The sequence below is a fragment of the Pedobacter mendelii genome (assembly GCF_014635725.1).
Classification (GTDB): domain Bacteria; phylum Bacteroidota; class Bacteroidia; order Sphingobacteriales; family Sphingobacteriaceae; genus Pedobacter; species Pedobacter mendelii.
In genome coordinates, this window is record NZ_BMDJ01000010.1 from 94548 (window position 1) to 106370 (window position 11823).

12 protein-coding genes are annotated in these 11823 nt (G+C 37.7%); all 12 read left to right on the forward strand.

What is annotated here, in order from left to right; genetic code table 11:
* The first annotated feature begins 1 nt into the window (after position 1).
* The 12 genes from bamG (at position 2) to IEV50_RS15965 (ending at position 11738) form a co-directional block, all read left to right on the forward strand.
* The gene (gene bamG, locus IEV50_RS15910) at positions 2–1291 is read left to right on the forward strand and encodes a BamG family beta-barrel-assembly machinery protein (protein ID WP_229746765.1); all 1290 of its coding nucleotides are present in this window, start codon (positions 2–4) and stop codon (positions 1289–1291) included.
* Between the two features lie 2 nt (positions 1292–1293).
* A complete protein-coding gene (locus IEV50_RS15915; protein ID WP_229746766.1) occupies positions 1294–1869 on the forward strand; it encodes a hypothetical protein in 576 nt (191 codons plus the stop codon).
* A 132-nt stretch (positions 1870–2001) separates the two neighbouring features.
* Positions 2002–4086: a peptidylprolyl isomerase gene (locus IEV50_RS15920; RefSeq protein ID WP_188416202.1), complete on the forward strand. Its 2085-nt coding sequence runs from the start codon at positions 2002–2004 to the stop codon at positions 4084–4086.
* Positions 4087–4152: 66 nt separating this feature from the next.
* Positions 4153–4668 (forward strand): DUF2480 family protein, encoded by a 516-nt coding sequence (locus IEV50_RS15925; RefSeq protein WP_188416204.1) that lies wholly within the window; start codon positions 4153–4155, stop codon positions 4666–4668.
* Between the two features lie 94 nt (positions 4669–4762).
* Positions 4763–5536 (forward strand): DUF3108 domain-containing protein, encoded by a 774-nt coding sequence (locus IEV50_RS15930; protein ID WP_188416206.1) that lies wholly within the window; start codon positions 4763–4765, stop codon positions 5534–5536.
* A 2-nt stretch (positions 5537–5538) separates the two neighbouring features.
* Positions 5539–6102: a DUF3109 family protein gene (locus tag IEV50_RS15935; protein WP_188416423.1), complete on the forward strand. Its 564-nt coding sequence runs from the start codon at positions 5539–5541 to the stop codon at positions 6100–6102.
* Between the two features lie 223 nt (positions 6103–6325).
* Positions 6326–7378 carry a dTDP-glucose 4,6-dehydratase gene (gene rfbB / locus IEV50_RS15940; RefSeq protein ID WP_188416208.1) on the forward strand — a complete coding sequence of 351 codons (1053 nt, stop codon included), beginning with the start codon at positions 6326–6328 and terminating at the stop codon, positions 7376–7378.
* Positions 7378–7920 carry a dTDP-4-dehydrorhamnose 3,5-epimerase gene (rfbC, locus tag IEV50_RS15945; protein WP_188416210.1) on the forward strand — a complete coding sequence of 181 codons (543 nt, stop codon included), beginning with the start codon at positions 7378–7380 and terminating at the stop codon, positions 7918–7920. Before rfbB ends, rfbC begins: the two co-directional genes overlap by 1 nt.
* 1 nt (position 7921) lies before the next feature.
* A complete protein-coding gene (gene rfbD, locus IEV50_RS15950) occupies positions 7922–8782 on the forward strand; it encodes a dTDP-4-dehydrorhamnose reductase (RefSeq protein WP_188416212.1) in 861 nt (286 codons plus the stop codon).
* A gap of 16 nt (positions 8783–8798) precedes the next feature.
* On the forward strand, positions 8799–9659 hold the full coding sequence (gene rfbA, locus IEV50_RS15955; RefSeq protein WP_188416214.1) for a glucose-1-phosphate thymidylyltransferase RfbA: 861 nt from the start codon (positions 8799–8801) through the stop codon (positions 9657–9659).
* A gap of 1435 nt (positions 9660–11094) precedes the next feature.
* Positions 11095–11265 carry a hypothetical protein gene (locus IEV50_RS15960; protein ID WP_188416216.1) on the forward strand — a complete coding sequence of 57 codons (171 nt, stop codon included), beginning with the start codon at positions 11095–11097 and terminating at the stop codon, positions 11263–11265.
* Positions 11265–11738 (forward strand): DUF6266 family protein, encoded by a 474-nt coding sequence (locus IEV50_RS15965; RefSeq protein ID WP_188416217.1) that lies wholly within the window; start codon positions 11265–11267, stop codon positions 11736–11738. Before IEV50_RS15960 ends, IEV50_RS15965 begins: the two co-directional genes overlap by 1 nt.
* Positions 11739–11823: the final 85 nt, after the last annotated feature.

Below are 11823 nucleotides of genomic sequence, written 5' to 3' on the forward strand. Positions count from 1 at the left end.
AATGTACAAAAGAATAAATTATATTGCAGCCATACTCGTTTTAGTTTGTGGTTTGGGTGTTCAGGCACAGGTTACCACTTCATCGCCATATTCAAGATATGGGCTTGGAAATATTAAAGGTTCTTTGCTTCCTCAATTGAGGGCGATGGGCGGTATTTCTACGGCCGTAAATAAAGTAAATGGGTTTAACTACATCAATATGCAAAACCCTGCATCTTATTCTGGTGTAACTTTAACAACTATTGATATTGGTATGAGCGCAAGTTTGAACAATTTATCAAGGAATGATTTAAGCGAAACAACTTTTAATTCTACTTTTAGCCATCTTGCATTTGCTATTCCAGTTACTCGTCGCTCGGCATTTAGTTTTGGTATATTGCCATATTCTGATTTGGGATACAGTTACAAAAACACAACTAAAGTAGACACCATGTCTGTTGATCAGCTTTACGAAGGCGAGGGTGGCTTATCTAAAGCATATTTAGGTTATGGTTACCGTTTTGGAGATCATTTAAGCATCGGCGCTAATGTTGAATATATATTTGGTAATTTACTAACCACCCGTGCAACAGAGTATTCGGATGTTGGTGCATTGAACTCAAAATTACAAAATAAAAATAGTGTTGGTGGCATAAACTATTCTTATGGTATTCAATATAACTTTAACATTGCCCCAAAAACAGTAGTTACCTTAGGTTATTCGGGTAGCAGTTCGGGTAAAATTAATTCGAGTCAATCGTATTTTGCTACCGTTTACAACAGAGATGCTAATGGAAATGAAAATACTGCTTTAGATACTTTAAGTTCTGTAGTAAGTGCAAAATCGAATTTAACATTGCCTTTAACGCATAACTTTGGTATTGCAATACAACAAACTGATAAATGGTTAATTGGTGCGGATGTTAGAATGAGCAAGTGGTCTAACGTAAGTATCAATAATATTAATCAAGGTTTACAAAACAGTTATGGTGCATCATTAGGCGGACAATTTACACCTGATATTACATCTTATAACAACTATTTCAAAAGAGTTGATTATCGTTTAGGTTTTAACTACGACAAAACATACATTCAAATCGGTAATCAGGATATTAAACAAATGGGTGCTTCTTTAGGATTTGGTTTCCCGCTTCCATCAGCAAATGGCTTATCTTTTTATAAAATAAACTTTACAACAGAAATTGGTCAGCGTGGTACATTAACCAATAATCTGGTAAAGGAGAAATTCATCAACTTCCATTTAGGTTTTACATTGAACGATACCTGGTTCCGCAAGTATAGAGTAGACTAATTATGCGCAAGGCATTTTTGTATGTTGTAATTCTTGGGTTGCCATTGTTTATGGTTTCCTGTGGAGATGACGACCTAAAAAAAGCCAACCCGGTTAGTAATCAAAAAATAATTCTTAACCGAGATAGAACACTTGGTGTCGAAATTATTTACAGTGATTCTGCAAGGGTGAAAGCAAAAGGAAATGCACCAATTATGGATAAAGTTACGGCTGATAATGGCAGTACTTACCAGGAAATGATTAAGGGTGTAAAAATTGATTTTTTTAATGTAAACCAGCCAGGAGTAATTGATGGCACATTAATTTGTGACTATTCGATTAGGAGAGATCAGGAGCAAAAAACATTTTTCAGAAAAAATGTAGTTGTTAAAAATGCCAAAGGCGATACCTTTTCATCTGAAGAATTAATTTGGGATGAAGCAAAAAAGCTTTTTTATTCTACACAAAGAGTTACGATACAAACAACGGATGGTAATGTTATTGAGGGCATAGATTTTGAAGCACCTCAGGATTTTAGCACGTATAAGATTAATACAGCAAGTGGGCAGGCTGTATTAAAAGATGCAATTGCACCATAGAAAAACCAAAATTTCCCTTCTCTATTTGCTTAAAAATTAAACAGTTGATAAATAAAATTTTGTGTTTTCTTTTTTGAGGCAAATTTGTATCTTGCGCCCTCTTAAAAAAAACTAAATAATATAAAGTACAATATGGGATTAATGACATTTTTGCGTAACCGTGCAGGCTATATACTGGTCTTTGCAATTGGTTTTGCAATTGTTGCATTTTTAGTAGGTGATGCAATTAACGTGGGTAAGCCTTTTTGGGCCGCAAACCAAAAAACAGTTGGTTCGGTTGATGGAAACGATATCAGTATCGATGATTTCGGGCCAAAGGTAGAGCAAAATTTAAATCAGTTTAAACAGCAATACGGCGGTAGTGCAAATGCACAAATGCAATCAATGGCCGTAGATCAGGCTTGGAATGCAGAATTAGCAAGTGTTTTGTTGAATAAAGAATATGATAGATTAGGTTTAACGGTTTCAGAAGATGAACTGGTCGATTTATTGGTTGGTCAAAATCCAAGTCCTTTAATTAAACAGTATTTTACAAACCCTCAAACCGGACAGTTAGACCGGATGCAATTAAACAGCTTTTTAAAGTCTAAAGAGCCTCAGGCACAAAGCCAATCTGCATTATTACAAACAGAGGTTAAGAATCAAACTTTACAGCAGAAATATTCTAATTTAATCCGTAACTCGGTTTATGTAACTTCTTTAGAAGCTACGGATGAATATACGAACCGTAATAAACTGGCCAACTTTAAATACGTAAGCCTTGATTATACTTCTATTCCTGATGCTTCAGTGAAATTAACTGATGCTGATTACTCGGAATATTACGATGCAAATAAAGCCCGTTTCAATAACCCACAAGAAACACGCTCTTTTGAATATGTTATTTTTAGTATTAAACCTACTAAAGCTGATTCTGTTGCTGTAAAAGCACAAGTAGAAAAAATCGCAGCAGATTTTAAAGTAGCTAAAAACGATTCACTTTTCGCCGCAATTAATTCGGACGTTAAAGTACCTTTCACGTATATTACTAAGGGTAAATTAGATCCTGCTGTAGATTCGGCAGTATTTTCATTGCCTGCCGGCAGCTATTATGGACCGGCATTAACAGGTAACTCTTATAAAATTGTTAAAGTTATTTCAACGCGTACTTCTCCTGATTCTGTAAAGGTAAGTCACATTTTAATTGACCCTGCTAAAGTTGGTGGTGAAGATAAAGCCGTTAAATTAGCCGATTCATTAAAAGGAATCATTTCAAAAGGAGGTAATTTTGCCGAATTGGCAAAAACTTACAGTGTTGATGGTTCAAAAGACCAGGGAGGTTCTATGCCCGCCTTTGCTCGTGGTGCTATGGTACCAGAATTTGAAAATGCAGCATTTGATGGAAGTGTAGGTGATTTGAAAACAGTTAAATCTCAGTTCGGTATTCACATTATGAAAATCGAAAAGCAAATCGGTTCATCCAAAGTGGCAAAACTCGCTTATGTAGAAAAATCATTGGCAGCGAGCAGCAAAACTCAGGCATCTGCATATAAAGCAGCAAGCAATTTCTTAAACGATGTTAAGGGAAATGATTTCGCCAAATTTGCTCAAACTAAAAACTTAAAAACTGCTGTTGCAGATAAAATCACGGCAACTCAAGGTTTTGCACCGGGTTTAGACAATCCTCGTAAATTAATTCAGGATGCTTATGCAGCTGATAAAGGTGACGTTCTACCTGAGATTTATACCATGGGTGATGGTTATGTTGTCGCACATCTAACGGATGTTAAGCCTAAAGGTGCTTTATCTTTAGATGCTGTTAAAAAAGAAATTCAGCCAATGGTGCTTAATGCAGCTAAAGCAAAGTTATTAAAATCAAAGTTTGATGGTGCAGGTAAAGCTGGTTTAGCTCAAATTGCAGCTAAAGTTGGCCGTTCAGTTCTTCCGGTTCAAAATATTGTTTTTGCTAACCCAATTATTCCTGGAGTGGCGCAGGAAAATAAACTGATAGGTTCTGTTTTCGGTTCTCAACCAGGTAAAATTTCAGTACCTGTAGATGGGGAACGTGGCGTATATGTATTCTCTGTAGATGGATTTTCAAATCCTGCTCCAATCGCCAACATGTTTAAACAAAAAGAAACTATGTTGTTGAGTTTAGGTCAGCGTTCTTTAGGCGCAGCTTTCCAGGCTTTACAGGATAATGCGAAGATAAAAGACAATCGCGTGAAATTCTATTAATTAGAAATTGCGTAATTTTACAACCGTCATGATGTTAAGTCGTGACGGTTTTTTTATTCACATATCATGGAAATTCAGGAAAACTTCGTTAATAAAGTAGCCAATAGCGGTTTAGTTACGCTCAATTTAGAAGATTATTATCATCCGGGAGAGCGGGTTATATATGACATCAAGGAGAATCTTTTCCACGGTTTAATGCTCAGAGAAAAGGATTTCCGTGAGTTTATTAAGAACCATGAATGGAATCAATATCAAAATAAGAATGTTGCCATAATTTGCTCGGCAGATGCAATTGTTCCAACTTGGGCATACATGCTTTTGGCGAACAAACTAAAGCCTTATGCAAATGAAGTTGTTTTTGGTGGGTTAGATACTTTAGAGGCTGTTATGTTTGCGAAAGCATTATCAAAAATAAATCCTCAATCATTCGCAAATGAACGTGTAGTTGTAAAAGGCTGCGGAGATATTGATATTCCTGTTTCTGCTTATGTAGAAATTACCAACCTGCTAACGCCAGTTGTTAAAAGCATCATGTTTGGCGAACCCTGTTCAACTGTTCCGGTATTTAAAAGAAAAGATTAATTTTTGGTTTGCTTTTTGCACATCATGTTAGGATAGCTTGCAAATAAATCGTTTATAATGCAGATATTCACACCATTGAAACACACACAAGCAAATGAAAAGGTTATTTTTAATCATCTCAAGTATATTTTATGCGCAATTTATTTCTGCGCAGGAATTGCCGTTAAAGAAAGAGGCGGTTTTTCAGGAAGGAGAGGTGCTTAGCTACAAACTCCGATATGGATTTATCACAGCTGCTGAAGCTACCATTAAGGTTCAAAATTCTGACTTAAAATTTGATAACAGACCAACTTATAAGTTAACTGTAGATGCCCAGACCTCAGGTACATTTGATGTGTTTTATAAAATCAGGGATCATTACGATTCATATATCGATAAAACAGACTTGTTGCCTTATTTTTACCAGGAGAACATTCGGGAGGCAAGTTATAAGCGGCAAGATAAAGCCCGCTTTAGCCAGGATGCTAAAAAAGTAGTTTCAAACAGGGGAACATTTACCACACCAACCACACAAACTTTTGATTTAGTTTCTGCTTACTATTTTGCCAGGAGCCTGGATGTCTCAAAACTCAAAATTGGAGATAAATTTAAGCTAAACTATTTTTTAGGCGATGAGATTTCGGCATTGGAAATTGAGTATACAGGTAAAGAAACTGTAAAAAACAAATTAGGAAATATACGGTGCCTTAAATTTAGCCCTTCTATAAAACCAGGCCGAATTTTTAAAAAGGATAGCAGGTTGTATCTTTGGGTTACTGATGATGGTAACCGTGTTCCGGTGAAGGCACAGGTAGAAATATTAGTTGGTGCAGTAACTATGGAACTGACATCGGCAGTAGGTTTAAAATATGCTTTAGCAAAAGACTAATGATGATAGAAGTGGAACAGGTGCTGGTGCACGAAGATGTTTTGAAAGAAAACTTTGTATGTAACTTAAGTAAATGCAAGGGAATTTGTTGTGTTGAAGGCGATTCAGGCGCACCATTGGATAATGATGAAAAAGCTGTTCTCGAAGAAATTTATCCTAAAATAAAGCACCTTTTAAATGAAAAGGGTATTAAAGCTATAGAAGAACAAGGCGTTTATGTTGTAGATGAAGACGGCGATTTAACCACACCATGTGTAGATAAAAATAAGGAATGTGCTTATGTTCTTTTTGAAGGTGGCATTACCAAATGCGCAATAGAAAAAGCTTACGAACAAGGAATAGTAGATTGGCAGAAACCAATTTCATGTCATTTATATCCAATCAGAATTACCAAATATCCGGAGTTTGAAGTTTTAAATTACGATAGGTGGCACATTTGCCATGATGCCTGTACTTTTGGGCGTGAACTAAAAGTTCCCGTTTATAGTTTTTTAAAAGGTCCGCTTATTCGAAAATACGGTGAGGCCTGGTATAAAGAACTTGAAGAATCAGTTGCTGCAATGTAGTTCTAATCTAAAATTTTCGACAAGTCTTTACAAGCCCTTAACAGCGACGCATCTGCGCTTCATCTGCGCTTGATCTACGCTTCATCTATCCATAGGAATTGGGTAATTTGATCCACTTCAAAATTTAAATAATTAATAAGCATAGACTTAAATTGTTTCTTTGTAATAACTATCTTATTTTAGCGGATTGAAAATCATTTATCTTTGATTATAAATCTATAAAGTGAAAAAAATCCTAATCACCGGTGGTGCCGGTTTCATTGGCTCTCATGTAGTACGCCGTTTTGTAACAAACTATCCTCAATATGAAATTGTAAATCTTGATAAGTTAACTTATGCAGGCAACCTTGCGAATTTAACGGATATCGAAAATAAACCGAATTACAGATTTGTTAAGGAGGATATTACAGATGCTACCGCGATGTTTGAATTGTTCAAAGCAGAAAACTTTGATGCCGTAATTCATTTAGCAGCAGAAAGCCATGTAGATAGGTCTATAACCGATCCAACAGCATTTGTCATTACGAACGTAATTGGTACGGTAAATTTATTAAATGCTGCCCGTGAATTCTGGAAAGGCGATTATGATAAAAAACGTTTCTACCATGTAAGTACCGATGAAGTTTATGGAGCTTTAGGCGAAGAAGGCATGTTTACGGAAACTACGGCTTATGATCCACACAGTCCGTATTCTGCTTCAAAGGCCAGCTCTGATCACTTTGTTCGGGCTTATCATGATACATACGGAATGGATTGTGTAATTTCAAATTGCTCAAATAATTATGGTTCGCATCACTTTCCGGAGAAATTGATTCCGCTTGCTATAAATAATATAAAAAACAATAAACCTGTTCCTGTTTATGGAAAAGGTGAAAATGTTCGCGATTGGTTATGGGTTGAAGACCATGCCCGTGCGATAGATGTAATTTTTCACAATTCTAAAACCGGCGATACCTATAATATTGGTGGACATAATGAGTGGAAAAATATCGATTTGATAAATCTTCTTTGTACCATCATGGATCAAAAATTAGGTCGCGAAGCCGGGGAATCTGCTAAACTCATAACTTACGTTACCGATAGAGCAGGACATGATTTGCGTTATGCAATTGATTCGAGCAAGTTGCAGAATCAATTGGATTGGGTACCGAGCTTACAATTTGAAGAAGGTTTGGCTAAAACGGTTGACTGGTATCTTCAAAATGAGGACTGGTTAAACAATGTCACTTCAGGCAATTATCAATCTTATTACAATCAACAATACAACAATAAATAATGGACATTCAGGAAACAGGCCTAAAGGATTGCGTTATTATTAAACCCAGAGTTTTCGAAGACCCCAGAGGATATTTTTTTGAAAGCTTTAATAAAAATACCTTTGAAGAGAAAACTGGTTTGTCTGGTAATTTTGTTCAGGATAACCAATCCTTTTCATCTTATGGCGTAATCAGAGGTTTACATGCTCAATCAGGAGCATTTGCCCAGGCTAAATTGGTACGTGTATTAAAAGGCGAAGTATTAGATGTTGCTGTTGACATCCGTCCAGGTTCTCCAACCTATGGCAAGCACATTTCAGTTAAATTAAGTGCAGAGAATAGATTACAGCTATATGTACCAAGAGGCTTTTTGCATGGGTTTTCAGTTCTAAGTGAAACGGCAGAATTCTTTTATAAATGCGATAATTTTTACAACAAAGCTTCGGAAGTTGGGGTAATATATAATGATGCAGATTTAGTTATTGACTGGATGATTCCGGCAGATAAAGCCGCTGTATCTGATAAAGATTTAATTCTAAATTCCTTTTCTTCTTTAACATAACATGGGCAAAATATTAGTGATTGGTGCCGGCGGTCAGTTAGGGCAATGCCTTAAAACTGTGGCAGAGCGAAGGGGTATTTCAGATATCGTTTTTCCAACAGAAAAGGAGGGAAACATCTTAGATGCAGATTTGTTGAATGCCCTACTTGAAAAAGAAAAACCTGCTTTTGTAATTAATTGTGCGGCCTACACCGCTGTTGATAAGGCAGAAGATGAAGTCGAGTTATCAAAAGCCATTAATGAAACCGGAGCGGCCTATTTGGCAACAGCTTGTAAATCGAATCAATCAACCTTAGTTCATGTTTCTACAGATTTCGTTTTCGAAGGAAATGAAGTAAAGCTTTTGAAAGAAGATGATGTTGCAAATCCGATAAATGTTTACGGCGTTACCAAATTAAATGGTGAGCAAGCCGTTACATCTATTTTAGATGCATATTTTATCTTACGTACAAGCTGGTTGTATTCTGAGTATGCAAATAACTTTGTTAAAACCATGTTAAAACTAGGTGCGGAAAGAGACGAATTGGGGATTATAGCCGATCAGGTTGGAACGCCAACTTATGCAATAGATTTAGCAAATGCGATTTTTGATATTATTGTATCAGGCAAAAAAAGTTATGGTGTTTACCACTACAGTAATGAAGGGGTAACATCGTGGTTTGATTTCGCTAAAGCTATATTTGATATTAGCGAAACAGCGGTGAAGGTAAATCCAATTCCTGGGTCTGCTTATCCAACAAAAGCTAAAAGACCAGCATTTTCTGTAATGGATAAATCAAAAATTAAAAATGAATTCGATCTAAATATTCCTTATTGGAGAGATAGTTTGGTTGAGTGCATCTCGAAAATTAACAATAACTAATAACCAATAATTATATATGAAAGGTATAATTTTAGCTGGTGGCAGCGGAACCCGTTTACATCCATTAACCTTAGCTTGCAGTAAGCAAATGATGCCGGTTTATGATAAACCGATGATTTATTATCCGTTATCTACCTTAATGCTTGCGGGTATTAAAGAAATTTTAATCATTTCTACACCGCATGATTTACCAAATTTTGAAAAATTATTGGGTGATGGTGCTTCGTTGGGTTGTAAATTTAGTTATGCTGTGCAGGCAGAACCAAATGGATTAGCCCAGGCTTTCGTAATCGGTGAAGAGTTCATTGGAAAAGATAAAGTAGCTTTGGTTTTGGGTGATAATATCTTCCATGGAGATGGTATGGCAAAATTATTACAAGCCAGTTCAAATCCTGAAGGTGGTGTTGTTTTTGCTTACCAAGTTTCAGACCCTGAGCGTTATGGTGTGGTAGAATTTGATGCCAACAAGAAAGCGATTTCAATTGAAGAAAAGCCTGAACAACCAAAGTCTGATTATGCTGTGCCAGGTTTGTATTTCTATGATAATGAAGTTGTTGAAATCGCTAAAAATATTAAGCCATCTCCACGTGGCGAATATGAAATTACCGATATTAACAAGGTTTATTTAGAAAGAGGAACATTAAAAGTTGGTGTTTTAAGTAGGGGAACAGCCTGGTTAGACACCGGAACTTTTACTTCCTTAATGCAAGCCGGACAGTTTGTTCAAATTATAGAAGAGCGCCAGGGATTAAAAATCGGGTGTATTGAAGAGATTGCTTACCGTATGGGATTTATCGATTCAGAACAGCTTAAAGCTATTGCTACGCCGTTGGTGAAGAGTGGGTATGGTAGTTATTTGTTGAAGCAGATAAAGTAGGGGTTCCCACCCCCGCTTTCTGCTTCCAAAATCTCCTAGGCCTGAAAACCCAGCGTTCCTTGCTACAGCCCATCGAGATTTCCGTCAGTGGGAGGCTGGGTTGAGTGGGCCGAAGCAATCTTTTCAGTAGCCCAAGCATCAGGCTTTCCTCGGCTGGCCGCCGAATGGCTTTCCACTTTTTCTTGATAAAAAGTGGAGTAAAACCGAGCTTTTTCTGCGAGCTCATGAATGCCTTAAAAACTATATACAACGCATGAATAAATCAAGGCTTGGATCTGCTGTTGGGTAAAATCGTTAAAGCTTTTAGAGCGGCAACACAAGTACCCGATGAAAAATCGGGCAGAACGCGTTGCCTTGGACAGGAGTAGGTCGACCTTTTTTGATAAGGCTTTAACATTTTTCCCTTCCATCATCTCCTAGGCCGGAAAACCCAGTGCCTCACCCCTCAACCGCTCCAAAACAGAGGGGGCTGTTGGCGTGTAGAAACTCTGGTCATTCGTCAGGTCCCAATTCGTTTTCTTTTACCTCATTGGCGGTGGCCTAGTCCTTTTGGCTTGGCCCAAAAGGACCAAAAACCCAAGGCTTGGATCTGCTGTTGGGTAAAATCGTTAAAGCTTTTAGAGCGGCAACACAAGTACCCGATGAAAAATCGGGCAGAACGCGTTGCCTTGGAGAGTAGTAAGGTTGACCTTTTTTGATAAAGCTTTAACATTTTTCCCTTCCATCATCTCCTAGGCCGGAAAACCCAGTGCCTAATCCCTCAACCGTTCCAAAGGAGAGGTGTCTGTTGGCGTGTAGAAACTCCGGTCATTGTAATACCACCCAGTCCATCGAGATTCCGTCATTGCGAGGCTGGGTTGAGCGGGCCGAAGCAATCTATAAAGCCTCAGCCCGCAAATGTTCCTTGAAGGAGAATGTAAATTAACCATTAAGAAATTAAGGCTATTAAGCTTAGGTTTTCTCAGGTGACTTAGGTGGTAAAACATCCAATTAAAGTTTGTCATGCTGAGTATGTCGAAGCGCGATACCAAGCAGAGGAGCAAAACTAAAAGTAAGGAAACTAAATAAATGGTTCTGGTCCGTGAGGACACAGACCATGGCGAGCGAACTTAATTATCTTAAAATCCTTAATGGTTTAAAACATCCAATTAAAGCCTGTCGAAGGGCTACCCCAACCAGAAGAATAAAAATTAACCTTTTGTTTTCTCCTTGTGTACAAAAGACTCCATTTATCAACAATCGGGAACGTAAATGCTTACCCGGTCCTGTATATTAAAATGGATTTAAGATGCCTTTGCGTCGGGGTTGGTTCGGACGTGTGACAATTCCTGCCGAGCCAAGCCCCATTCAACACCAGATGAATGAGCAGGTTTAATTTATGCAATTTGATGAGTTTTTGTTATCTTAGAATAACATCCCATAATCTTAAACAATTATGGCAATATTAAACAATGGAATCAACGGTGGTTTCACTGATAAAGTTGGGAGCGTTATCGGCTATCAGCTTAATGGCAAATGGGTAATCAAAGGATTACCGAAGGCCAGCAAAAAAAAAAACAAATTGGAAGTGAGCAGTAGAATGCCTGCCGGCAGCGGTTTACCGTGATGCAAAACTTCCTCTCTACCATTCCGGAGTACGTCAAAACCGGTTTCAATTTAGAAAGTAAGGCGAGAATGATGACCAGCCACAACGCTGCCCAATCGTACAACATGCGCCATACACTGAATGCTGATAATACAATCGACTATTCGAAAATTGTATTAACCTATGGCTCGCTCCCAGGAGCAGCGCATCCACAACATTTTATTGATGAAGCCGGTCTGCATTTTACATGGTTGGAGCAGCACTTATCACCGTACGAACGGCAGAGCGATCAGGTGATGATTCTGGTGTATGACGCAAAAAACAGCATCCCAGATTGCCTCTTTAGTGGTTCACGCAGAAGCATAGGAAAAGAAACGATTCCTGTTACAAGGCTGACGAAGGGCAACGATTACCACAGCTGGATCTCGTTCATTGCCGACGAATGCATGAGCATTTTGATGAGTAGCTATATTGGCTGCATCACTTACGAATAGGCATGCTTTAAGTGTTTCATGTAATGATCTGTATCAACATCCATTTCCAATGCAATCCTTGCCGTCTATTTTTTTATCTTTACCG